Origin of the sequence: Bacillus cereus group sp. BfR-BA-01453, from assembly GCF_022662915.1 — a bacterium.
GTDB classification, from domain to species: domain Bacteria; phylum Bacillota; class Bacilli; order Bacillales; family Bacillaceae_G; genus Bacillus_A; species Bacillus_A paranthracis.
On the sequence record NZ_JAKUEN010000005.1, the window covers coordinates 239,559 to 264,381 of the forward strand.

The following is a 24,823-nucleotide window of genomic DNA, read 5'->3' on the forward strand; positions in this document are numbered from 1 at the left end:
AACATTATACAATAAATTCTGGGATTTTTTTGTATTTTTCTGAAAAATAAGAAATTAATTAAGTTTTATAATTATAATACGTTATATATTTACATAAGGAAATTTCTATATTGAGGATCAGATTTCTATGTCTATCAAGAGGAATTCCTATTTTTTCTATTTTTGAAGCATTTACTTTACTTCAATTGATTGGCATTTGCTGTTATTCCAATGTTACCAAGTTAATAGAACTAAATTTTCTTAAAATAAAAAATACCGAAATATAGAAGTAGTTTTGAACGTAAGGAATTTGTAAGGAAGGAGTAAGAAAAAAGAGATTTTCAATGTGTATGATCAAAATATAGAGAAGAACGGGAGGGGGAGTAGTTACTATCTATTTATATAAAAACAAATATTGAATCATACAAGTGGTATTGCTGAATATATGAATTCAAAAGACTTCGATATTATGGATACAAAAAAATCGTATACGGCTGAAGAATTTGTAAAGATGGGGATTTCCCTTCCCCCAGACTTTGCCCCGGGAAAGGGTTGGTCTTATTCAAACACAGGATACGTATTACTGGGGATCCTTATTGAAAAAGTAACTGGCAACAGCTATGCGGAAGAGGTTGAAAATCGGATTATTGAACCTCTTGATTTGTCAAATACATTCCTACCTGGTAATTCAAGCGTGATTCCAGGCACCAAGCATGCCCGTGGTTATATCCAACTAGATGGAGCAAGTGAGCTAAAAGACGTTACGTATATTAACCCAGGTAGCTCGGATGGAGATATGATTTCTAATGCTGACGATTTAAATAAATTCTTCTCATACTTACTTAGTGGTAAATTGCTGAAGGAACAGCAACTAAAACAAATGCTTACTACAGTTCCTACAGATAGAGAAGGAGCGGGATATGGTCTTGGAATCGTTGAATTTAAGCTTCCGAACGGTGTCTCGGTATGGGGACACAGAGGTAGCGTCCTAGGGTTTTCCACTTTTGTTGGTGGAACACTTGGAGGCAAGCATACATTGGCCGTCAATTTGAACAGCTTTAACTTTAGTAATCCTGATCCTTTTAAAAGTATTTTACTTGCTGAATTTAGGAAGTAGGCAAAAAGGCGAAATGGATAAGTTTTGTCATAGGTTTATAGTTTAAAATATATCATTTTGGTGCAAAAAACAACTTGCTCTAAAAAAATTTAATACTCGTAATTAAGTATAAAAGAACGCTATCGTTTTAAGTAAATATTTCAGGAGGGTTTTATGAAAAAGAAAATGATTACTGCACTTGGTGTTTCTGCTATAATACTGACTAATTTTGTAGGAAGTACTTATGCAGACTCTAAAACAGGAGTTTCTGTTACAGCTCCCTACAATAAAAATCAAATAGCGGAATGGTTAGAAATGCACGCGAAGCCTTTAAAAACAACAAATCCAAATACACCTTTTAATGATTTAAAACCATTTAAGAATATGGTGGGTTCAGCTTCAATTGTAGGTTTAGGTGAAGCTACGCATGGGGCTCATGAAGTTTTTACGATGAAAAACCGTATTGTAAATTATTTAGTATCTGAAAAGGGTTTTACCAACCTAGTTTTAGAAGAGGGGTGGGACAGAGCTTTAGAACTTGATCGATATGTTCTTACTGGTAAGGGTAATCCAAGCCAGCATCTATCACCTGTATTTAAGACGAAAGAAATGTTAGATTTACTTGATTGGATTCGGCAATATAATGCTAATCCAAAACATAAATCTAAAGTGCGTATCATCGGGATGGACATTCAATCAGTAAACGAGAATGTTTATAATAATATAATAGAATATATTAAAAGAACCAATTCAAAACTTGTGCCGAGGATAGAAGAGAAGATAAAAGGTCTTATTCCTGTAACAAAGGATATGAATACTTTTGAAAGCCTTACGAAAGAAGAAAAAGAAAAGTATATTTCAGATGCTAAACAAATTAGTGCTTTATTAGAGGAAAATAAAAGTTATTTAAATGGGAAATCTAAAGAGTTCGCATGGATAAAACAAAATGCTCGTATTATTGAACAGTTTACTACAATGTTAACGTCACTTCCTGATAAACCATCTGATTTATATTTGAAACATGATATCGCAATGTATGAAAATGCAAAGTGGACTGAAGAACATTTAGGAAAAACTATTGTATGGGGGCATAATGGCCACGTTTCGAAAACAAATATGCTTCCTTTTGTATACCCTAAAGTAGCTGGGCAGTATTTAGCAGAGTATTACGGAAAACGGTACGTATCTATTGGAACATCAGTTTATGAAGGACAATACAATGTCAAGAATAGCAATGGTGAATTTGGCCCATATGGAATATTAAAATCGGATGATCCAAACAGTTATAACTACATCTTTGGACAAGTTAAAAAAGATCAATTTTTTATTGATTTACGTAAGGCAAACGGCGTGACAAAAACTTGGTTGAACGAACAACATCCAATTTTTGCTGGAGTAACTACCGAAGGGCCTGATATACCAAAAACAGTTGATATATCATTAGGTAAAGCGTTTGATATACTTGTTCAAATTCAAAAAGTGAGTCCATCTCAACTACATCAATAAATTTAGAATAATGTACCTTAATGAAGTGTAGTGTTAAGTGTCAATAGAGTTGTTTGAATATGTCAGTTAGGTTATTTTCATTAAAGGATTATTAAATGGAATAAATGTTTTCAAATTAGAGACGATGTGGGATAGAAGCACAGTATCATCAAGTTAACAAAATAAAATTCTACCTAAAATGAAAAAATACGCTATTCTTTCTATAGAATTATAGGAAAGGATGGCGTTTTTTTATTTAATCTATTATTATAATTTGCTCAAGGAATCTAAAACTTTTTCTCCCCTAACATATTACGCAATCTTGCTAAAAATTTTAAGTTTGTACAACAAACCACATATCCATTAAGCTAAAGAACAAGTTAATTAAAAACTAGAAAAAGAGTGTGTTTCGAAACGGATATTATGTAACTTTACCGGACGGAAAAGCTACATATAGTATGTAAATGAAATGGAATAAGGGGATTTATTTTTTGTGATGAAAAAAATTTTCTAATTGTTATGGATGAAAGAAGAGGAGCCAGAATTATATAAAAGTACTTATAAATTTATTTCTATTAAAGAGTATGGGATTTATCAATTATTTTCACGCTACGTAGTTGATGATTCTATTGCTTCTGCTACATGGTTATTCAATTTAGAAACGTTAAATTGGGATGTTGATGTGCTGGGAATATTAAATATTTCTACATAACAATTATCAACTCCAGTACCAACTACATATATTTTATCGGGTATGAAATCAGAATTAGCACCAAAGATGGGGATTCGTAAAGATACTCCAGTTGTTATTGGTGCAAGTGATGGAGTTCTTGCGAATGTAGGCGTTGGTGCAATATCGCCTGGCTCAGCTGCAATTACGATTGGAACTTCACCAAAAGATCCAGGGATTATTGATTCTATTAAACTAGGACTTGGTAATACGTTAGGATTTTTAGCAATAGTTTTAGCATGAGGAACGATGCATGAAATATATCCCAACATAAAAATAAGAATAAATAAAATGAAGTTTTCATAAATAGTAAAAGAATGATTATGTCATCAGTGTAGCTAAGAAATGATGTTACATATGAAAAGAGCGTGTTAATAAAATATGAGGTGGTTAAATGGGAAATGAGCAAGTGAAGAATGCAGGGGAAGAAAAAAAGTTATGTCTTTGTATGATCGTCAAAAATGAATCTAGAATTATGGAAAGATGTTTAAATGCTACGAAATCAATTGTAGATTTTGTTTCTATTTGTGATACTGGATCAACTGATCATACGCCTGAAATTATTGAAAATTGGTGTAAGGAAAATGAGATACCTGGGACGGTTCATCATGAGCCGTTTAAAAACTTTGGTTATAACAGAAGCTTAGCTGTATCGTTAGCGCAAAAAACATACCCAGAAGCAGATTATTTATTAATATTAGATGCGGATATGATTTTAGAGGTTGATCCGAATTTCGATAAAACGAGCTTAACGGAAGACCATTATCTTACATTACAATATGATATTCATATTAAGTATTGGCTTACACGGCTTTTAAAAGCGTCTTTACCATGGAAATCAGTCGGTGTTACTCATGAGTATTGGGATATAGATCGTTCCAAAGTTGGAGAGGATTACAATACGAGAGTAGCTAGACTGGAGACGCTTGTCGTTAATGACCCTGGTGATGGTGGGAGTAAAGCGGATAAATTTGAAAGAGATGAGAGGCTGTTGTTACAAGGGCTGAGTGATCCAGAAACTACGCCAGATTTGCATATAAGATATTTATTTTATTTAGCCCAAACGTATTTTCATTTAAGTCAATTTGAAGATTCGATTAAATGGTATAAAAAACGAGTGGAAGCAGGGGGATGGGTTGAAGAGGTATTTTATTCGTTATTGCGAATAGGATTTTGTTATGAACAATTAGCAACTCGTTCAGCAAATAAACAACTTGAAGTAACAGAAGTGGATGAAAAAGAAAATGCTAAGAAACAAGAAGAGCAATATACAGCATTAGCTGTTCTTTATTTTCAAAAAGCGTGGGAATATAGACCAACTAGGGCTGAGCCATTATATCAACTTGCAAGAATGTATCGATTAAAATCTCAAAATAATATTGCTTTGATGTATGCCCTGCAAGGGAAGGAAATTCCTTTTCCGAAAAATGATCTTCTATTTGTAGATTATCATGTGTATGATTACTTATTTGACTATGAAATTTCTATAAATGCTTTTTATATACCACATAAAAAGCATTTAGGTGCAGTGTCACAAAAATTTTTGGAATCGAAAAAAGATGAGTTACCGTTGCATATAGCAAATATGGTAGAAAGTAATGCGAAATTTTATTAAATACAATTTCGGTTAAAGGAGTAGTGGAGTAATAATGGAATTAATACGATGGGCGCTAGAACTAGGAGAATCTGTGCATGGAAATACGTATGAAGAATTGTTGCCACTACTAGATTATTATTATGATCGTGATCATTTAAAAGCGTATTGTATCGCAAATCTTCTGTTAAACATGGACGTATCAGATGAACATCAGCAAAGAATTGAATTAAGAAGGTGCATTGCTGCTTATTATGCTGGACTATATAAAGTAGCAAAAAAACATGCAAAGGATCTTTTACTGAAATATCCGGATGTAGATTTATATAAGAATAATTTAAGGCTAATGGAAGCTTATTTGAATAAAGAATATGATTATTGTTTGTTTATATGCCCAAAGACGTATGGTAGTTTTATAGATGTTGCGCGAGCTTTGAAATGGCGATTGGAGCAAGAGGGAAATACAGCAATCATATCAGAAACAATACTCGAAAATGTGGGGAATACAATTGTTTTTGGAGCGCATACATATGCACATAGCCCACATCTCCTTCCGAAAAATGCAATTATTTATAATTTAGAACAGCTATATGAAGGAAGCCCTTATGCGCATCCTCTTTATTTAATGTTATTAAAAGATAAGGAAATTTGGGATTATAGTAAACAAAATATAGAATGGTTAAAACAAAGAGGAGTAGGAAAAGAAATAAAACATGTAGGCATGAACTATGCACCAACTTTAGAAATAAAAAAAGATGCATTTGATGAAGAATTAATTGAAGACATTGATATACTGTTTATAGGTGCTCTTAACCCAAGGCGGCAAGCTATATTGGATCAATTAAAAGTCGTTGCCCCGAATTTAAATATTGTTTTTAAAAATAATGCATGGGGAATTGTTAGAAATGAGTTAATTGCCAGGTCTAAAATTATATTAAATATCCACTTTTACTTATCTGGTATTCTCGAAACTCCTCGAGTTTCTTATGCAGTGGCAAATAAGAAATTTATTATTTCGGAAAATAGCAACCCAGAGGACGAAATAGATTGGCCGGGTATTGTATTTACTCCGTATGAAAAAATAATTGAAAACGTAATGAAATATATAGAATTATCAGAAGAACGGAAAAGATTAGCGGAAAAAGCATATAACCATTTTAAAGCAAATGAAAGTTTAGGTACATTGAGCATGAGAGATGAAACAAAGTAATTGTACGAAACTCATACGAAAGTATGAGTTCTTTTTTGTTTATCATACTATTTTATGAAACAAGTTAACTCTTTATATTGTGTTTTGTGTAGAAATTTCTGATAATATATAAGTAGAAATTGAAAACAAAGGGGAGAAATAATCATGAAACTAGTTGTTATTAACGGTACACCAAGAAAATTTGGTAGGACTCGCGTGGTGGCAAAATATATTGCGGATCAATTTGAAGGGGAATTATATGATTTAGCAATTGAGGAGTTACCTTTATACAATGGAGAAGAGTCACAACGTGATTTAGAGGCAGTGAAAAAATTAAAAACGTTAGTGAAAGCTGCGGATGGGGTTGTATTATGTACACCAGAATATCATAATGCGATGAGCGGTGCGCTGAAAAACTCTTTAGATTACTTAAGTAGTAATGAATTTATTCATAAACCAGTTGCGTTGTTAGCGGTTGCTGGTGGCGGTAAAGGTGGAATAAATGCATTAAACAGCATGCGAACGGTCGCTAGAGGTGTTTATGCAAATGCAATTCCAAAACAAGTTGTTCTTGATGGATTACATGTGCAAGATGGTGAACTTGGGGAAGATGCAAAACCATTAATTCATGATGTAGTTAAAGAATTGAAAGCATATATGAGCGTATATAAAGAGGTGAAAAAGCAACTAGGGGTTGAGTGATATGTCATCTCTTTATAAAGATTCACGCTTGTATTTCATTCTAGGGGCCAATAGTCTATCAGCTATTGGTTCTGGTATTGTAATGATAACGATTCCATGGTTGTTAATTAAAGAGAGTGGAGGAGAGACAACGTTTGGTTATGTTTCCATCATCTCAACACTGATTATGTTTTTGTTAACTCCGTTTATCGGGCAAAGTATTGATCGTTTTTCAAGAAAATCTTTATTATTATGCAATGAAGGTATTGGGATAGCCGTAATCGGAATAATGGTTATATGGGGATTTGCTGGGCAATCCTATCATTCTATTCATTATATTCTTATTTATATAGCAGGCTCTTTTTACTATCTATTATTTTATCCTACAATTTTTGCGTTCAACCAAGAAATTTTTCAAGCAGAACATTATAAAAGTTTAAGTGGAACGATGGAAATACAAGGACAGTTAACACAAGTTATTTCAGGAGCAGCCGCGAGCTTCCTAATTGAAGTTGTGTCTTTGAAGTGGATATTGTTAGTAGATATGTTAACTTTTGCAGGAGCATTTTTGCTATTTTTATGTATACCGTATGTCAAGAAAAAAGAGATTAAAAAGAAAATAACATTTAAGAAGCAATTGTTCGAAGGAATTCACTTTATGAAAAACCGTCCTAAGCTCTTTTGGTTCTTACTTGCTACTTATATGCCGTTTATAGGTGTCATGATGGCAAATTATTTAATACCAGTTTATATTTCGGATATACTTAAAGCTAATGCCTCTGTATACGCGATAGAGGGAATGATGTACGGTGTTGGAGCTGTTGTTGCAGGAATCTGTATTCCACTCATAATGAAATATGTCAAAACAGAAGTTTCAATCGTTATGACGATGTGCATTTATGTAATTTCAATTACCGTAATGATTATCGAACCATCCGTATTATTTTTATATGGACTAGCGATTTTTCATGCGATTGGAAATGCGGGGACAAGAGTGGCGAGAAATGTATTGATGATGGAGGAAATTCCAAATGAAGTAATGGGACGTGTAGACAGCTTATTTCGCCTAATTGGTACTGGAATACGGATTGTATTATTAATGCTGTTTACAGCGGGTGTATCTAAAGCCGGAGTAATGCTTCCGTTTTACGTATTAAGCTGCATATTGATCTTCTCATTAGGAATCGCTATTTATTATGTACTATCACAACGTAAAGTAGCGGCGAATGTTTCTAATAAATCAATCGTTTGAAAAAACACTTCTGCCTCCCTTTCTTTTTTTATATAATAAAAAGAAAGGGAGCGAAAACTTATTTATGAACAAATGGATATTACCTATCATCTTATTATTACCTCCACTATACATCCTTTATATGACGTTTCGAATGAAGAAAGCTGCTCGTGAAAAGTTGAGTCATCACTCTCCATACGTTCTTATATTAGGTGCAAAGTTATTTGGAGATAAACCATCTTTATCTCTTCAAAATCGGTTAGATGTAGCGTTGGAATATTTATATTCTCATCCTGAAGTGAAAGTAATTGTTTCAGGTGGTCAAGGAGAAGATGAAGATATACCGGAAGCTCATAGTATGAGGAACTATTTAATGGTACATGGTATAGATGAGAGTCGTATTTTAATAGAAGATCAATCTACAAATACGTATGAGAATGTAAAGTTTAGTATAGATTTATATGATGTGAAACATGCGGTAGTTGTAAGCAATACGTATCATTTATATCGAACGAAAATAATTGCAAAACGTTTAGGAATGAAGATGGAGGCATTAGCTGCTGAAACACCAATACGTTCTAAGAGAAAAATGTATGTGCGTGAATATGCAGCAATAATGAAAACAATATTGTTCGACCGTTAGAGCTCAAATGTGAGCTCTTTTTTTGTAGAATAATGCGTATCATTTGAAATGAATTCCATATTCCATCAAAATAAAGGAAACAACGATAAAGGAGTTGTATTTGTGATTCGGTTTAATCAAGTGTCAAAATCATATGAAGATGGCACAAAAGCAGTGGATTCATTGCATTTAGAAATTAAAAAAGGAGAATTTTTTGTTCTCATTGGTCCGAGTGGTTGCGGGAAAACAACGACAATGAAGATGATTAATCGTTTAATTGAAACGACAGAAGGCTCAATTTTAATCGATGGAAAAGATATTCAACAATATAATATTAATGAATTACGCTGGGATATAGGATACGTGTTGCAGCAAATCGCTTTGTTCCCGCATATGACAATTGCAGAAAATATTGCAGTTGTTCCTGAAATGAGAAAGTGGAGCAAAGAAAAAACAAAAGCCCGTGTCGATGAATTGCTACAGATGGTCGGGCTAGATCCAGACGTATATCGCGATCGTATGCCTGATGAATTGTCAGGAGGACAAAAACAACGTGTAGGTGTCGTGCGGGCATTAGCCGCAAACCCGAAAATTGTTCTTATGGATGAACCATTTAGTGCGCTAGATCCGTTAAGTAGAGAGCAACTTCAGAAGGATATCGTACAATTGCAAAAGAAGATTCAAAAAACAATTGTATTCGTAACACATGATATGCAAGAAGCATTATCACTTGGAGATCGCATTTGTGTTATGAAAGAAGGAAAAGTTGTTCAATTAGATACGCCAGAAGGAATTATACATAACCCGAAAAATGAATTTGTAGAAGAATTCATTGGAAATCGTGGAAGACCTTGGTATGAGGGGAAAAGTATTGAAGATGTATTGCCACTTGATGAAAGTATGCGGATAGAAGGGGAGGCACTATCATTACATTCTTCTTTACAAGAAGCATTAGTTCGCCTGCGAGCTGATGAAGTCGTTCCAGTTGAAGAAAATGGTCGATATGTTGGAGCTTTAACAAGTCGTCATATTGTCAATTATATTGTTGAACAAATGAAGGAAAGAGGCTAAACAGTGACTGATTTTATACAGACGTTCCAAGAACGAAAAATAGAATTACTAACTGCATTAAGTGAGCATTTACAAATATCGCTTATTTCATTATTTTTTGCAGTAATTATTGCGGTACCGCTTGGCATTTTATTAACGAGAAAAGAGCGAATGGCTGAATTTATAATAGGAACTTCTGCAGTAATGCAGACGGTGCCATCACTTGCATTACTCGGACTATTAATTCCGTTAGTAGGAATCGGAAAAATCCCGGCCGTTATTGCATTAGTTGTGTATGCACTATTACCTATTTTACGCAATACATATACAGGAATACGGGAGTTAGATGAATCTTTAATCGAAGCAGCGAAAGCTATGGGGATGAATAGTTGGAGAAGACTGTGGAAGGTAGAGCTTCCTCTTGCGTTACCAATTATTATGGCCGGTATTCGTACGGCAATGGTATTAATTGTTGGAACGGCTACATTAGCAGCTCTTATAGGTGCTGGAGGGCTCGGTAAACTCATATTGCTTGGTATCGATCGGAATGATCATGCGCTTATCATTCTAGGGGCCGTACCAGCCGCGTTACTTGCTTTATTCTTTGATATAGTACTTCGGGTACTTGAGAGTCCAAAACGTTCGTCTAAGCGTGTTATATTGACGATTTGTATTGTTTGTATAATGGTTGCTTCTCCATTTCTTTGGAATACAGAAAAGAAAGATATTGTTATTGCGGGCAAACTTGGATCAGAACCTGAAATTTTAATTCAAATGTATAAGCAGCTTATTGAACAAGATACCGATTTACATGTACAATTAAAACCAGGTCTTGGAAAAACAGCATTTGTATTCGAAGCATTGAAATCAGGGGAAGTAGATATATACCCTGAGTTTTCGGGAACAGCTTTATCTACATTCGTGAAAGAAGAGCCAAAAAGTACAAATCGGGATGAAGTATATGAGCAGGCTCGCGTTGGAATGGAAAAGAAATATAGTATGGTTATGTTGAAACCAATGGAGTATAACAATACATATGCACTAGCTATGCCGAAAAAAATAGCAGATCAAAAGAATATAAATACAATTTCTGATTTAGGAAAAATTGCACAGGATGCGAAAGTAGGGTTCACATTAGAATTTGCTGATCGTGAAGACGGTTATAAAGGAATGCAAAAAATATATAACTATAAATTTTCAAATGTGAAAACGATGGAACCGAAATTACGTTATAGTGCAATTCAATCTGGGGATGTTAACGTAATTGATGCATATTCAACTGATAGTGAACTTGAGCAATACGGACTTAAAGTGCTAAAAGATGACAAAGGATTATTCCCACCATACCAAGGTGCACCGTTATTAAGAAAAGAGACGTTACAGAAATATCCTGAACTTGAAAAAGTATTAAATAAATTATCTGGGAAGATTACAGATGAAGAAATGCGAAAAATGAATTATGAAGTAAATGTGAATGGTAAAAGTAGTGAAGAAGTAGCAAAACGATTTTTACAAAAAGAGAATTTACTTCGTTAATTTTACAAGAAATATACAAATTTATATGTATGAAATGACCGTTCATTATAAAATGAACGGTTTTTTTTGTGCATACTTATACATTTTTTCAAAAAAGTATTCCATTTTTCTTCATTTTCTTTTAGAATAAGTAATGTTTTCCTGAAAAAATATAAGAGAAACGTCTATTAGAGAAAAAGGTGACTTTAATAGTTGAACGAACATAACACCTAGAATGACAGATGGGGTGGTACAAATAGAAAAGAAGTTAGGGTTTTTTCCATTAATTGCATTAGTAGTCGGAACAATGGTTGGTGGCGGTGTTTTTAGTTTACCGCATGATTTAGCAGTAGGAGCAAATAGTGGCTCTATCATAATTGGCTGGTGTATTACAGCGATGGGAATGATTCCACTCGCACTCGTATATCAAACGTTAGCAAGAAAAAAACCAGAGCTTGAGGGCGGAATTTATAGTTATGCACGTGCTGGTTTCGGTGAATATATCGGATTTAATAGCGCTTGGGGATACTGGTTAGCAGGAATTTTAGGAAACGTTGCAACAATCATGTTACTGTTTAGTACATTAGGTTATTTCTTCCCCATTTTTAAAGGTGGAAATAGTGTTGCGTCTATCGTAGGAGCATCACTTTTATTATGGACACTTCATTTTCTAATTTTATTTGGCATTCGTGAAGCATCTATTATGAATGTGATTGCAACAATAGGGAAATTGGTTCCAATCGTATTATTTATTGTTGTAATGGTAACAGCGTTTCGCTGGGATACATTTACACATGATTTTTGGGGAGAAGGAACTATTTCAGTTTCCTCTATACTTGGTCAAGTGAAGAATACAATGCTTGTAACTCTTTGGGTTTTCATCGGGGTTGAAGGAGCGGTAGTATTATCTGGAAGAGCGAAAAATAGTCGAGACGTCGGTAAAGCGACAGTATTAGGACTTATTTTAGTAATGTCTATTTATATTTTAATTTCTGTCTTGTCAATGGGAGCGATGACAAGAGGAGAGCTTTCTGTTTTAGAAACGCCGTCAATGGGACATGTATTAGAACATGTTGTTGGGACATGGGGCGCAGTAGCGATTAACATCGGGTTAGTTGCTTCACTTGTAGGTACATTAATAGGTTGGTTTTTACTTGTTTCTGAAATTTCCCATGTAGCAGGAAAAGATGGTGTGTTTCCGAAAGTCTTTACGAAAACAAATAAAAAACAAACGCCGCATATGGCATTATGGATCTCAAATGGCGTTGCCCAAGTTATATTTATAATCGTTCTGTTTTCAGAGTCAACATATCAAATTATGTATTTCATAGCGTCAACATCAATTTTAGTACCATATTTATTATCAGCGTTATTCCAATTCAAATTAGTGATTACAAATGAACTAAAAGATGCAAAAGTGAAAAATGGTTCGCTAGCTTTAATTGCTTCACTTTACTCTGTATGGCTTATTTATGCAGCTGGTTTGAAGAATTTATTGCTCGTTTCAATCGTATACGGAATTGGGATCATTGTTTATGTGTACGCAAGAAAAGAAAAAGGAAATCGTTGTTTTACTCGTATAGAGAGATATGTAATGTGGGCAATTGTTGTAGCAGCTGTTACATCTCTTTATATGTTATTGACTGGAAATATAAAAATGTAAAAGTCCTTTTCATTTAAAGGGCTTTTTTCTTTGTCTATAGAATATTTAATACATAAGATATTCAGGAGGGATGAAAATGGAAGGAAAAGAACAGTTGAACAGAATTGTTGATTTAGCGAGTGAAGTAAGGAAAGTGTTAGTGCAAGAATCTTTTTTTAATCATCATCCTGAACTGCGAGGAGTGATTGAAAATTTAGCGAGTGCGGTAGAGAATTTGGCGGAATTACAGCAACATAAAGATGAAAACGCTGAAGATCGTTTACGATATGTACTTGCTAAAATGAAAATTGCTCATAATGCCATCTTACAAGAGAAAAACGCATTTCCATCTCATTAATATACGATTTCATTTTGAACCTGGCGGATAACGTCAGGTTTTTTGTTTCTAGTTTTGCGTTTCTTTCATACACTAAGAATAGTATGAAAAAAAGAAGGTGACGAAGGTGAAATTACATAAAGCTCTTCAGCCAAGTTTTATAAAACGAATGTACTATATGAGGTTTATTGGGAAGTTTACAAAAGCAGAGAGTGAGAAGAGTGGAGAGAATTTCTTTGTACAATGCCTATCGCCAATACCATTCACGTTGCAAGAACAATTGAAAAATGAACCATATGTATTTGAAGGTTTATGTAGCAATAAAAAGAATGAAAAAGTCTTTTCGGAATTAAAGAAAAGAAAACTAGAAAAGCAATTGATTATGTTTCGTCTCTATTATGAAAGAGGACATATATACGTGGAGTTAATTTGTACAGAAGAAGCGCGAGAAATAGCAAACGGTTATAAAATGATTCCAGTACCTAAAGTTTCTGATTATAAAAAGGGAGAGTCTTTAGAAAGAAAACTTAGTAATGGTTATTTGTCATTTCTAATGCCAAAATATCCGAAAGACTTTGAGCCTCCTGAGTTATTTTGGCATGAGGGAAGGTTATATGGAAATATATCTTTAAAGTCATCGTCAATTAGTTCAATCGCATATTTTGAACAGCAGCGGGAATGTAAGTATATAGAACTTAATGATTGGATGAAGTATGTAGAAATAGCGGTAGAAGATCAATTATATTTTGTAAGCAATCATGTGTATGAGCAATTAAAAAAACGAATAACTGAAGAAGGTAAGCTTGTAGAGGTAGAGGAAATAAAAGTGCAAAAGGATGAATGGGAATGGGATGAGCGTGAATCCGTCTTTTTACAGTATGTGAAAAGTTTTGTACGTAATAAAGGGCTATATCTGGATGAAACAGATATTTATAACTTTCATATAAGTACAAAAACAAATATGTTGACGATTCTGGGGGGGATACCAGGTGCTGGAAAATCCCGTTTTGTGCAAGCTTATGCAGAAGCACTTGGATTACAATACGGGGAAGAATTGGTTTGGATCCCGATTTCACCATCATATCAAGAACCACATGATTTACTTGGTTACCTTCATCCAAATGGTACTTTTATTGAAAGTGAAACAAAATTAGTTAGGGCGTTAATGAAGGCAAAAGAAAATCAAAATCAGCTGTATATAATCGTTTTTGATGAAATGAATATGTCACATATTGAGCATTGGTTTACTCCATTTCTATCTGTTCTTCAACTTGAAAAACAAAATCGTATTTTAAATTTATATGAAGGTGTGCAAGAAAAAGAAAATTCAATTCCGCCAACAATTGAAATTGGAGAAAATATTATATTTGTTGGTACTGTGAATTTTGATGAAACAACGAAGGAGCTCTCAGATCGATTATTAGATCGGACGAATGTAATAACTTTACGAAAGATTCCGTTTTGTGAGATGTGTATGGAGCAAGAGAAAGTTGTATTACAACCACCTCTGAAAGTAACTGCAGGAGAATTTCGCATAAATTGGGTCAGGAATAAAACGATGATTGAGGTGTTTTCTGAAGAAGAGTTAGAGCTATTAGATAAGTTACATGGTGTATTGTCATCACACGATACGTCAAAGGGAATTTCTTTTCGATGTGCAAATGCAATTGCTACTTATTTGCAAAATATACCGTTCCAAAATAATCATTCTTATATGATTAGTAGAGAGGAAGGATTTGATTTACAAATAAAGCAACGTGTATTGACGAAAATAAGAGGGACTGAAATGATGGTTGGGTCTTTACTTTCAGAGGAAGTAAAAAGGGGGGCAACATTAGTACCTCTTTTGCAATCTCCACTTGCAAACAGAGTATCTACATTTGAACACTCTTTAGCATATATAAGAGAAAAGCGTAGAGAACTGGAGTTGTATGGTTATGCAAAATGATGGACGATACGAAACAGAAATCGTTGATACGAAAGAAACGTTTCCTTTTGTATTAAAGTTAATTATTGGAACGGAGTCAAAAGGAGAATATATTTTATTAAATCGTCTTTGTACCTCTGCAACAGCATTAGCTCAATGTATTTATAAAGTGCAAGAATTAAAACCAATTAGATTGCAATACCATTATGAAAATCCAATGAATATTACTTTTATATGGAATAAAGTCTATGAGGGACAGAAGAATATAAAAGAGACAAAATATGAAATAAATGACCAAAAACAAAAGGTATTAATATATGAACATGGAAAAACGGAATTCTTTTATCCATGGCGTTGTGGTTTATATCATTTTGAAGTGAATATAGAAGAGCGAACGTATTATGGCGCTTTTCAAGTCGTTCCCAAAAATTTTTTTGATGATCAATTTGAAATGATTCAAAACTATGTGAAGTCGATTTTAAATGAGTTGATTTTAGATAGAGGTTATTATAAAAAGACTTTCTCTGCACTTAGCGATATTGAAGATTCTTCTTATTTAGTGTTACTTAGAAAGTTGCCGCAAAAAATGAAAAAGATAAAGCAAATTTTTAAGAAAATAGAATCAAGTTCAAAATTTATACATGAATATAAATGGGAAGAAAAGGAGCGGAAAGCAACGAGGAAAGGAGCGGTAGTGGCGGAAAGAAAACCGTATGCAAAATATTATAATCGTAAGTTTATCGAACAAAAAAATAGTATAGAAAATGCATTTCTTAAATTTAAAGCGATGCAATTTTATCTCTATTTACTTGAAGCGGAAAATTTTTTGCGTCAAACAATTGAAATATTAGAAAGAGAAAAAAAGAAGAAATCAGAAGAATTTCAAGCTGTAAAAACGATTATACAAACAATTGAGCGTAATGGATCAGTGACCGATAGAGAGAAACAAAAATATAAAAATATACATTTACTAAAAGAGGCGGATTTACGAAAAAGTTCTATGAAGATACAAGAATATAAAATTTTAGCGCATTTTGTACATGATAGTGTACAATACTTTCAAACTTTAATGCATTCTCCATTTTGGAGAGAAGTTTCTGAAACAGGTAAGATGAATTCATATAATTTACCGATACCACATCAACAATTACTACAGCATTTAGATTTACTTCCACAATATACAGATCAATCTCCATCTTTATTATTTGTTTATAAACCAACTTTTTTAGTGTATGAATATTACGCTTTTTTTATCGTTATTTCCATGTTAGAGCAAATTGGTTTTGAAGCTAGAAATTCCATTCGTGAACAAATACAAGAACATTTTTATGTAGATGGATTACAAGATGGAACGACAGTAGTTTTACATCGAGATAATATGAAAGTCCATGTCGCATTTAATGATTTAATTGAAACACATCCTCTTATTGCATTAAGTAAAGGGAGTAATTTTTATAATGGAGAAGACACGAAGAAGCCAGATATTCGATTAGACTGTTATGTAAAGGAGGAAGAGAAATACGTATATCAATCTTCTATTATTATTGAAGTGAAGTATAGCCCAATGTACAATATTTTTCAGCACGTTGGAAATACGAAAGCAACTGAGCAAATGTATAAGTACTGGTCTATAAAATATGTAGAAGAACAAGATGGAAAGCGAATCTATCATCGAAGGGCCATTTATGAAGTCATTTGTGTATACCCAGGAAGTCATATGCATAGTAAAAAAATTGAGTCTGGATGCGGTGTTTTTTTGCAATTATATCCATATAAAACGAAACAAGGAGAAGAGAAATTAGCGGGGAAACATGGAATGGTACAAATTTTTGAGAAGTGGTTAAAAAGCATGAAGAAGTAAAAGAAATCCTTTTTTATAAAGGATTTTTTTAGATTAAGAAGAATTATATGCAGTATGGGAGACAGCTTCATATGATATGAATTTGCAAGTGATAGAAATATATTTTGAGAAGAACGGTACATGAGGGATAAAAGGCGATTATGATGGAATTTAATTTATTTTGCAGAATATAATAAGGCGTAAATATTTTTAGTTGCATACGAAGATTTGTTCTTATATGATAGATAGTGAAAGCGTTATCAAAAACAGAGCGGCGATGGGAAAGGCGGGGAAATATGTTCCAGCGTGTTCAAACAAAGGAAGAACATTTTTGGTTCGAGCAACTGTGGGGAGATTTTTGTGAAGAAAGAAACTTAATGTTCGTAGAACGTAATTTAAATCCATCACGATTTTTATTAATAGAAGATGAACATCATATCGGTACAGTAGAATGTATGAAGTATACGGTACCAGAACAATCAAATTCTGAGTTTTTCTATCCGTTTTCTAAAAATGATTTAGTGAAAGATTTGCAAAATGTATATGAAATAGGCAAGTTAAGTATCGCGAAAACGTCTCGTGGGAGAGGACACTTCAAAAGACTAACAGCTATTTTATTTATGCATGCATTAGAAACAAAAGCAGAATGGTATATCGCAGCGGTTACAAAAAGAATGTATATGTATTTATTAACACTCGGTTTCCCAATTGAACCGATAGATAAGCCATTTCAATTTCATGATACTTTACAAGGTGTACCAGTACGAATTCATGCCCGAAAAGGGGCTACGCATTTGTATTCTTTAAAAGAATTTCGAGATGTAATTCAAGGAAATGCCCATGCACAGGCATTAATCGCAGAATACAGTAAGAATATTATGTTAACCAAATAAAACGAAATGAATATGTATAATAAAGAGAATGCGATTTTAAAATGAAATCATTCTTCATGAAAAAGACCCTTATTATTTTAATAAGGGTCTAAAAATTATAATCCAAATATACTAAAAATCATTTTACGGCGCTTCGGTTTCTTTTCACGTTCATATATTGGCTTTGTATCGGGAGTAATATAGATTGGTTCTTCTTTCTTGAGTGTAGCTTCTAGTTTTTGAATTCGCTCTAACATTTCCTCCATTTCACGGCGATGTTGTAAAAGTTGGTACGTAACAACATCATTTGCCTTATCTTGCATTTGTTCTTCCATTCGATCTAGTCTTCTCGTAATTGTGTTTAATTGAGCGGTTAATTGCTCAAAATCATTTGAGGATGTTTTTTGAGTAGGGTGAGTGTTTTGGGACTTCTCTATTTGTGAAAGATGGTATTCTAACATTTGGTCTAAATCATCTTGTGTAAAAATAAAGTGACCATATTTATTTTTTTCTATAGTAAGATTTAATTGTTGTGCAATCCGGACAACAGCCTTTGGGCTAACACCTAATTTTTTTGCGATAAATGGTGTTTTATATTCCAAAATAATCCCTCCTATATATATCCTGTTGAATGATTTCGATCTATGAAGTAAGTTCCCTTCCAGTGTGACAAAAGAAGTGTGGAATCGGCAAAGAAAGTGTTTTTTCACGAAATGAAGCTAGGAAGAATATATCGTGAATATAAAAGTTTTTATCTTAAAATTTAGAATCATTTGACTGAGGGAAATGAATTAGATTATCATAATGATAAATATCTTTTTTATGTATGCATATAATATATAAAAAGGTGGTTGCAAATGTAGAATTTTGTTAGAGTATTAGAATGCTTACTTCACTTGAATAAAATTAAGTAGGAGGTGGCTTCCTTGCTTACAATGTAAGTAAGGAAAAGTATTTGGACATATATAGTATAAGTATAGTGATTGTTTTAATTGCCTTAACGGCATTTTTCGTTGCAGCAGAATTTGCAATTGTTAAAGTGCGAAGTTCAAAAATTGACTATTTAATTGCAGAAGGAAATAATCGCGCAACATCTGTCAAAACAGTCATTACAAACTTAGACGAATATTTATCTGCTTGTCAGCTAGGAATAACAGTTACAGCACTGGGAATTGGGTGGTTCGGTAAACCTGCGTTAAAGCAAATGTTTGACACATTTTTTGTGAATTTGAACATTTCTACTCAACTAGCAGATATTTTTGCTGTAATTTTAGTGTTTTTGTTTATTACATTTTTACATGTTGTAATAGGGGAATTGGCTCCAAAAACATTTGCGATTCAAAAAGCTGAACAGGTGAGTTTATTTGTTGCTAAACCGTTAACTTTCTTTTATCGTATGGCGTTTCCATTTATTTGGCTATTAAATGGATCAGCCCGAATAATTACGAAGTTGCTAGGGCTGAAACCACCGAAAGGGCACGATGAAGTTCATTCAGAAGAAGAATTACGGTTATTAGTTTCAGAAAGTTACAAAAATGGAGAGATTAATCAGTCTGAATATAAATATGTAAATAAAATCTTTGAATTTGATGATCGTATAGCAAAAGAGATAATGGTACCCCGAACCGAGATGCATATTATAAGTAAAGAAATGCCTGCTGAAGAAGCGTTGCAAAAAATGTCTCGGGAAAAATATACGAGATATCCAGTTGTTGATGGCGACAAAGATCACGTAATAGGCTTTGTGAATTTTAAAGATATTTTCACAGATTTTGTGCAGCATAATGCCGTTAGTAATAAGAAAGTAGAGCAATATATGAGGCCGATTATTTTAGTTATCGACTCTATCCCAATACACGACTTATTTTTAAAAATGCAAAAAGAAAGAACACATATTGCTATATTGATAGATGAATATGGTGGTACGTCTGGACTTGTTACTGTTGAAGACATTTTAGAAGAAATAGTTGGAGATATTCAAGATGAGTTTGATACAGATGAACAGCCAGAAATTCAACAAGTTAGTGAAACGAAAACGATACTAGAGGGAAAAGTACTTGTTAGTGAAGTAAATACGTTATTAGGTTTAACGATTGATGATAATGGTGTTGATACAATAGGTGGATGGATTTTAACGAAAAATATAGAAATTGCCGAAGAGGATTTCATTGAAATCGAAAACTATAAGTTTTGCGTGAAAGAATTAGATGGACACTATATAAAGAGACTAGAAGTTACAAAAACTGTAGAATCAATTGTTATTTTAGAAGATGAAAAACAAATTTCATTACAAGAACAAATTAGTTCGTAGACTCTGCTAGATGGCAGAGTTTTTTTTGAGCATAATGTTTTTGGCAGAATAAGGGCTATGTTACAATGAAATAAGTCAGACCTTTCACTAGGTGAAGTATTGTTGTATACATATATTTGAAAGGGGAAGAATTATGAAAAAGCATTTATATATAAATGGAGATTGGAAGTCTGTAAACACGTATAAACCATTATACGCACCATACTCTGAAGAAACATTAGCGGAAATTGCGCAAGGAACGGAAGAAGATGTAAAAGAGGCTGTTACTGCCGCAAAAAATGCAATGAAAGAAATGAATACATTATCTGCATATGATCGAGCGACTATTTTAGAGAAAGTCGCACAAAAAATGGATGAAAGAAGAGAAGAATTTGCAGAAATTATTGCAGAAGAGGCTGCAAAACCAATACGTGCTGCAAGGGGAGAAGTAGATCGTACTGTTCAGACATACAAATTTGCAGCTGAAGAAGCGAAGCGTATATACGGTGAAACACTCCCGCTTGATGCAGCACCTGGTGCAGATGGGCGCATTGCATACACAATACGTAAACCGATTGGGGTTATAGGGGCGATTACACCATTTAATTTCCCATTAAATTTAGTGGCACATAAAGTTGGCCCTGCAATTGCTGCTGGAAATACAGTTGTATTAAAGCCAGCTGATCAAACGCCTTTATCATCTTACGCATTAGTTGAATTATTTGAAGAGGCAGGATTGCCAAAAGGGGCTTTAAATATTATTTCTGGTCCCGGTTCAACTGTTGGTGAGGCAATAGTTACAAATGATGATGTTGCTTCCATTACTTTTACAGGAAGTCCGAAAGTTGGAATTGGAATTAAGGCAAAGGCTGGGTTAAAGCGAGTTACGTTAGAACTAGGATCGAATGCCGCTGTTATTATTGATGAAGATGTTGAATTAACAGATGAATTAATTGAACGAGTAAAATGGGGAGCATTTGTTAATAATGGACAAGTTTGTATTTCGGTACAACGTGTTTTTGTACATGAAGAGAGACTGGATGAATTTTTATCTAAGTTACAGAAAGCGATGGAAACAGTTGTTGTTGGTGATCCGTTGCTTGAGGAAACGGATGTATCAGCTTTAATTTCGAAAAAAGATGTCGAGCGTATCGATAACTGGGTGCAAGAAGCAGTTAAAGAAGGAGCGAACGTTTTGTATGGTGGTAACAAACGTGATGAAAGGATTTTTGAACCAACGGTATTAACGAATGTTCCAGAGCATGTATCTGTACAGTGCCAAGAAGTATTCGGTCCACTTATGACAGTAAATACATTTAAAGAATTTGATGAGGCTATAGAGCAAGTAAATCATTCACGTTACGGTCTACAAGCAGGCGTATTTACAAATAATTTGTTTAAAGCAATGCGTGCAATTGATGAATTAGAAGTTGGTGGTGTCATGATAAATGATATTCCAACGTTCAGAGTAGATCATATGCCTTACGGTGGTGTGAAAGAAAGTGGCACAGGGCGTGAAGGAATTAAATATGCAATAGAAGAAATGACAGAAATGAAATTAGTATGTATTAAAAAATAAAGTATATAGAATTTAAATAGCGCAATAAAAAACGAGTAGGAAATGTTTACGATTCCATACTCGTTTTTTATTGTTTGCTTTACGTTTTTCAGGACGATTTCATTTAATCAAGTGTACCATTTACTTCATTTCTTGTTTGAAAATAGCATCTTCTACATAAATTTGTTCTTTGTCGACAGCAGTGCTATGAGATAATACTAAACCGATTGGTGTTTCTGTACCTTTATTTTGAACAATTGTAAAAGGAACATTTTTTTCGTTCGCTAATTTAATGTATTTTGATAAATGTGGGTAAGCAATGCCACCATTTAGGAATATTTGTAATGATTGAGAAGAGCGCATGCTACTAGCTACTTCAGAATATACATTACTTTGCATTACTTGACCGATAGTTAAAGCGATTTCTACACGCTCACGTAATGTAGTTAAATACATATTACGTTCTTCTGGTTTGTTTTGCTTTTGGCCGTAAATGCCTTCTTGGAGATAATCTTCCACATTTTTATTTACCATATTTTTCACACCTTTCCTTTTCTATTGTACGAAAGAATGAAGCAGGATGCAAAAAAAGTCGCATCGAATATACAAAATTTGAATGAAAGGAAGGAAAATGGAATGTATCAATCTAAACAATTAATAAAGTTATAAAAATTTTATCAACACATATTAACAAAATGTGACAATAATCTATTAACGAATCATGTTTTTTGTGTTAATATTCAAAATATAAAGGGTGTTCGTCGCATGGAAATGGAGGAATGGAGGTTTTTCCAATCGATAAGGATATTAAAGAAGTATTTTGTTCGCACTTGAAAAACAACAGGCACCAATTCGTTGAGAACTGGAAAAACAAAATGATAATTTCCGATAAAGATCCATTTAGACTAGAAGCAGTTCAAAATGGAGAGGATTTATTAGAGTTTATTATTGAACTTACTATGGAAGAAAAAGATATAAATTATCTTCAGCCATTATGCGAGAAAATTGCTATTGAACGTGCAGGAGCAGATGCGAATATAGGTGATTTTGTTTATAATGCAAATGTAGGAAGAAATGAGCTTTTCGAAGCGATGTGTGAATTAGATGTTAGTGCACGTGAATTGAAACCAATTATGGCCCAAATACATACTTGTTTTGACAAATTAATTTATTACACTGTTTTAAAATACTCGGAAATTATATCAAGAAATTTAGAGGAAAAACAGCAATATATTAACGAAACACATAAAGAAAGGCTGACAATTTTAGGGCAAATGTCAGCTAGTTTTGTACATGAATTTCGTAATCCGCTTACTTCCATTATGGGGTTTGTCAAATTATTAAAGGCAGACCATCCTAGTTTATCGTATTTAGATATTATTTCTCATGAATTAGACCAATTAAATTTTCGCATTTCGCAATTTTTACTCGTATCGAAAAAAGAAATGTGGACTGAATCTGAACGGTTTTGGCTAAATGATTTGTTTCAAGACATTATACAGTTCTTATATCCGAGTTTGGTCAATGCAAATGTTTCTATTGAAAAGAATTTGCCATATCCAATTCCGCTTACTGGTTATCGGAGTGAAGTGAGACAAGTATTTTTAAATATATTAATGAACTCAATTGACGCTCTTGAATCAATGAAAGAAGAACGAAAAATTATCATTGATGTATTTGAAGAAGATCAATCGATTCGGATTGTAATAAAAAATAACGGGCCAATGATTCCAGCTGAAAATGTAGAAACGATTTTTGAACCATTTGTAACTACTAAAAAGTTAGGAACTGGTATTGGGTTATTTGTATGTAAACAAATTGTAGAAAAGCATAATGGGTCCATCATGTGTCGTTCAGATAATGATTGGACAGAATTTCAAATTGCATTTCAAAAATAAACAGTCTACACCAAATGAATGGTGTAGACTGTTTTAATTCGTAAGTATAACGGCTTCTAATTTAGGATCTTTCGTTGAATAACCTAAAATTGAAATTGTATAAATAATGTTCGGTTCGACTTTGAAATCCGGTATAGTTAGTAAGACACTTTGATGATCTGCGAGTGAAACTTCTATATCCGCTGTACCAGGGCTAACTTCTAAAAAATCTGTTATTTGTTTAAAGAGTACATTTTCAAATAAATGATCGCCAGCTTTTAAACTTACATTTACAACAGGGGTATCGGGAGAAAAGTGTGCAAAGCGTATTTTTGCCTGGCCTGCTGGTAAATGAGTATTATCAAGCATAGGTTGTAATTGTAGATGATTATCACTATTTATTGCAGCAAAAGTATAAGTGTGATTTCCCATTATTGGTACTAAAGCTGAAAAGATGGGCGTTTCATTTCCAACAGGAACGATATCTATTCGGTACTTACCTTGTACTAATGTTAAATAAGGACTAAATTGTTTAAATGAAATATTTTTAATTACCTTTTGCCCGTTTACTAAAATGTCAACGGCAGGTGTATTTGAAGCAGAGTGAAAAAATCTTATGTGCGATGGTAAAGCAGCTTCTTGTGAATTTCTTTTTTCGTATGCCTGTACAAGATTCGTAAGCGCATCATAATATTTCATATATAGTTCTACATATTTTTTTGGATTATGAAATTGATAGTAACGAGCGAGCTGTTCGTAACGTGCAGCTTCTTGTCCATATTTTTCGATTTCAGATTGAGACATGAACATTCCTCCTTTGTCATCATTAAAACTATATGCTTAGCAAGAATGAGGTTATGCGAAAAAATTGTTTTTTAAAGGAGAAAGGTTGAAAAATAATAATAAGTATTTTTTAAGGATAAGCTAAGTTTAGGTGAACGAGAGTTATAATTTTCTAGAGGATACAAAAATATATCATCCATATTGGCAGAGGAAGTGTGTATTTCGAAATGAAAAATTTGAGAGCATAACACGTGATATGTCGAAACCATGTCCTGAAACCCTTAGGAAACTAGGGATTTTTTTAATTATGGGCAAATACACATACAAAGTAATAATTGTCCTACATAAATTATAAAGGAAAGGTAGTTTGAAATTAAGGAAAGGAATGAAACTTTGGGATGGGGATATCCCGCAAGGAATTGTGAATGGAGTTATGGACGGTTTTGTGCTTTATACTGTAGGATGAATTGTGATTTTGTAATACTATTGTTTCTATTTATGTTAGCAAGTGACGGTATTAACTGA

Annotated in this window: 21 protein-coding genes and 1 pseudogene; 19 read left to right on the forward strand and 3 right to left on the reverse strand. The window is 33.4% G+C overall.

The features are described 5' to 3' along the window. Positions 1-385: 385 nt before the first annotated feature. The 16 genes and pseudogenes from MR070_RS13530 to MR070_RS13600 all read left to right on the forward strand — a co-directional run. Positions 386-1,096: pseudogene (locus tag MR070_RS13530) on the forward strand (serine hydrolase domain-containing protein); the annotation flags it as partial. A gap of 153 nt (positions 1,097-1,249) precedes the next feature. After that, the gene (locus tag MR070_RS13535; RefSeq protein ID WP_242261468.1) at positions 1,250-2,581 is read left to right on the forward strand and encodes an erythromycin esterase family protein; all 1,332 of its coding nucleotides are present in this window, start codon (positions 1,250-1,252) and stop codon (positions 2,579-2,581) included. Between the two features lie 502 nt (positions 2,582-3,083). After that, positions 3,084-3,272, forward strand: a complete 189-nt coding sequence (locus MR070_RS27120; RefSeq protein WP_041184216.1) for an FGGY family carbohydrate kinase — start codon at positions 3,084-3,086, stop codon at positions 3,270-3,272. 42 nt (positions 3,273-3,314) lie between these two features. Further along, on the forward strand, positions 3,315-3,533 hold the full coding sequence (locus MR070_RS27125; RefSeq protein ID WP_014481653.1) for a hypothetical protein: 219 nt from the start codon (positions 3,315-3,317) through the stop codon (positions 3,531-3,533). Between the two features lie 151 nt (positions 3,534-3,684). After that, positions 3,685-4,905 (forward strand): tetratricopeptide repeat-containing glycosyltransferase, encoded by a 1,221-nt coding sequence (locus tag MR070_RS13545; RefSeq protein ID WP_000526207.1) that lies wholly within the window; start codon positions 3,685-3,687, stop codon positions 4,903-4,905. A 34-nt stretch (positions 4,906-4,939) separates the two neighbouring features. Beyond that, a complete protein-coding gene (locus MR070_RS13550) occupies positions 4,940-6,094 on the forward strand; it encodes a CgeB family protein (RefSeq protein ID WP_000420435.1) in 1,155 nt (384 codons plus the stop codon). Positions 6,095-6,238: 144 nt separating this feature from the next. Next, a complete protein-coding gene (locus tag MR070_RS13555; protein WP_000780354.1) occupies positions 6,239-6,775 on the forward strand; it encodes an NADPH-dependent FMN reductase in 537 nt (178 codons plus the stop codon). 1 nt (position 6,776) lies between these two features. Further along, the gene (locus tag MR070_RS13560; protein ID WP_242261469.1) at positions 6,777-8,006 is read left to right on the forward strand and encodes an MFS transporter; all 1,230 of its coding nucleotides are present in this window, start codon (positions 6,777-6,779) and stop codon (positions 8,004-8,006) included. Positions 8,007-8,070: 64 nt separating this feature from the next. Then, positions 8,071-8,628 carry a YdcF family protein gene (locus MR070_RS13565; RefSeq protein ID WP_014481654.1) on the forward strand — a complete coding sequence of 186 codons (558 nt, stop codon included), beginning with the start codon at positions 8,071-8,073 and terminating at the stop codon, positions 8,626-8,628. Positions 8,629-8,730: 102 nt separating this feature from the next. Beyond that, on the forward strand, positions 8,731-9,678 hold the full coding sequence (locus MR070_RS13570; protein ID WP_242261470.1) for an ABC transporter ATP-binding protein: 948 nt from the start codon (positions 8,731-8,733) through the stop codon (positions 9,676-9,678). A gap of 3 nt (positions 9,679-9,681) precedes the next feature. Continuing rightward, on the forward strand, positions 9,682-11,193 hold the full coding sequence (locus MR070_RS13575) for an ABC transporter permease/substrate-binding protein (RefSeq protein WP_242261471.1): 1,512 nt from the start codon (positions 9,682-9,684) through the stop codon (positions 11,191-11,193). Between the two features lie 214 nt (positions 11,194-11,407). Further along, positions 11,408-12,835 (forward strand): arginine-ornithine antiporter, encoded by a 1,428-nt coding sequence (gene arcD, locus MR070_RS13580; protein ID WP_000129464.1) that lies wholly within the window; start codon positions 11,408-11,410, stop codon positions 12,833-12,835. A 76-nt stretch (positions 12,836-12,911) separates the two neighbouring features. After that, positions 12,912-13,172 (forward strand): hypothetical protein, encoded by a 261-nt coding sequence (locus tag MR070_RS13585; protein WP_000398576.1) that lies wholly within the window; start codon positions 12,912-12,914, stop codon positions 13,170-13,172. A 106-nt stretch (positions 13,173-13,278) separates the two neighbouring features. Further along, positions 13,279-15,099, forward strand: coding sequence for an AAA family ATPase (locus MR070_RS13590; RefSeq protein ID WP_242261472.1), 1,821 nt, complete (start codon positions 13,279-13,281; stop codon positions 15,097-15,099). Continuing rightward, positions 15,089-16,939 carry a hypothetical protein gene (locus tag MR070_RS13595; RefSeq protein WP_044790686.1) on the forward strand — a complete coding sequence of 617 codons (1,851 nt, stop codon included), beginning with the start codon at positions 15,089-15,091 and terminating at the stop codon, positions 16,937-16,939. Before MR070_RS13590 ends, MR070_RS13595 begins: the two co-directional genes overlap by 11 nt. A gap of 275 nt (positions 16,940-17,214) precedes the next feature. Next, positions 17,215-17,811 (forward strand): hypothetical protein, encoded by a 597-nt coding sequence (locus MR070_RS13600; protein WP_000487805.1) that lies wholly within the window; start codon positions 17,215-17,217, stop codon positions 17,809-17,811. A gap of 95 nt (positions 17,812-17,906) precedes the next feature. Here MR070_RS13600 and MR070_RS13605 read toward each other — a convergent pair whose 3' ends face one another. Then, on the reverse strand, positions 17,907-18,392 hold the full coding sequence (locus MR070_RS13605) for a chromosome segregation protein (RefSeq protein WP_242261473.1): 486 nt from the start codon (positions 18,390-18,392) through the stop codon (positions 17,907-17,909). A 353-nt stretch (positions 18,393-18,745) separates the two neighbouring features. On the opposite strand from MR070_RS13605, the gene MR070_RS13610 reads away from it, so the two are divergent. Beyond that, positions 18,746-20,101, forward strand: a complete 1,356-nt coding sequence (locus MR070_RS13610; protein WP_242261474.1) for a hemolysin family protein — start codon at positions 18,746-18,748, stop codon at positions 20,099-20,101. A 133-nt stretch (positions 20,102-20,234) separates the two neighbouring features. Then, complete coding sequence (locus MR070_RS13615) at positions 20,235-21,659, forward strand: aldehyde dehydrogenase family protein (RefSeq protein ID WP_242261475.1); 1,425 nt, start codon at positions 20,235-20,237, stop codon at positions 21,657-21,659. Between the two features lie 120 nt (positions 21,660-21,779). Here the strand turns inward: MR070_RS13615 and MR070_RS13620 are convergent, their stop codons facing one another. Continuing rightward, positions 21,780-22,172 (reverse strand): YueI family protein, encoded by a 393-nt coding sequence (locus MR070_RS13620; RefSeq protein WP_000247572.1) that lies wholly within the window; start codon positions 22,170-22,172, stop codon positions 21,780-21,782. 245 nt (positions 22,173-22,417) lie between these two features. Between MR070_RS13620 and MR070_RS13625 the strand changes: the two genes are divergently transcribed. Further along, a complete protein-coding gene (locus MR070_RS13625) occupies positions 22,418-23,536 on the forward strand; it encodes a BA2291 family sporulation histidine kinase (RefSeq protein ID WP_000451748.1) in 1,119 nt (372 codons plus the stop codon). A gap of 33 nt (positions 23,537-23,569) precedes the next feature. On the opposite strand, the gene MR070_RS13630 is transcribed toward MR070_RS13625, so the two are convergent. Further along, positions 23,570-24,319 (reverse strand): DUF4397 domain-containing protein, encoded by a 750-nt coding sequence (locus MR070_RS13630; RefSeq protein WP_000083263.1) that lies wholly within the window; start codon positions 24,317-24,319, stop codon positions 23,570-23,572. Positions 24,320-24,823 lie beyond the last annotated feature (504 nt).

Excerpts from the sequence above, each read along its gene's own strand:
- MR070_RS13600 (WP_000487805.1), top strand. The coding sequence starts at position 17,215 with ATGTTCCAGCGTGTTCAAACAAAGGAAGAACATTTTTGGTTCGAGCAA.
- MR070_RS13550 (WP_000420435.1), top strand. The coding sequence starts at position 4,940 with ATGGAATTAATACGATGGGCGCTAGAACTAGGAGAATCTGTGCATGGA.
- arcD (WP_000129464.1), top strand. The coding sequence starts at position 11,408 with ATGACAGATGGGGTGGTACAAATAGAAAAGAAGTTAGGGTTTTTTCCA.
- MR070_RS13560 (WP_242261469.1), top strand. The coding sequence starts at position 6,777 with ATGTCATCTCTTTATAAAGATTCACGCTTGTATTTCATTCTAGGGGCC.
- MR070_RS13615 (WP_242261475.1), top strand. The coding sequence starts at position 20,235 with ATGAAAAAGCATTTATATATAAATGGAGATTGGAAGTCTGTAAACACG.
- MR070_RS13585 (WP_000398576.1), top strand. The coding sequence starts at position 12,912 with ATGGAAGGAAAAGAACAGTTGAACAGAATTGTTGATTTAGCGAGTGAA.
- MR070_RS13625 (WP_000451748.1), top strand. The coding sequence starts at position 22,418 with ATGGAGGTTTTTCCAATCGATAAGGATATTAAAGAAGTATTTTGTTCG.
- MR070_RS13555 (WP_000780354.1), top strand. The coding sequence starts at position 6,239 with ATGAAACTAGTTGTTATTAACGGTACACCAAGAAAATTTGGTAGGACT.
- MR070_RS13545 (WP_000526207.1), top strand. The coding sequence starts at position 3,685 with ATGGGAAATGAGCAAGTGAAGAATGCAGGGGAAGAAAAAAAGTTATGT.
- MR070_RS27125 (WP_014481653.1), top strand. The coding sequence starts at position 3,315 with ATGAAATCAGAATTAGCACCAAAGATGGGGATTCGTAAAGATACTCCA.
- MR070_RS27120 (WP_041184216.1), top strand. The coding sequence starts at position 3,084 with ATGAAAGAAGAGGAGCCAGAATTATATAAAAGTACTTATAAATTTATT.
- MR070_RS13620 (WP_000247572.1), bottom strand. The coding sequence starts at position 22,172 with ATGGTAAATAAAAATGTGGAAGATTATCTCCAAGAAGGCATTTACGGC.
- MR070_RS13630 (WP_000083263.1), bottom strand. The coding sequence starts at position 24,319 with ATGTCTCAATCTGAAATCGAAAAATATGGACAAGAAGCTGCACGTTAC.
- MR070_RS13565 (WP_014481654.1), top strand. The coding sequence starts at position 8,071 with ATGAACAAATGGATATTACCTATCATCTTATTATTACCTCCACTATAC.
- MR070_RS13595 (WP_044790686.1), top strand. The coding sequence starts at position 15,089 with ATGCAAAATGATGGACGATACGAAACAGAAATCGTTGATACGAAAGAA.
- MR070_RS13535 (WP_242261468.1), top strand. The coding sequence starts at position 1,250 with ATGAAAAAGAAAATGATTACTGCACTTGGTGTTTCTGCTATAATACTG.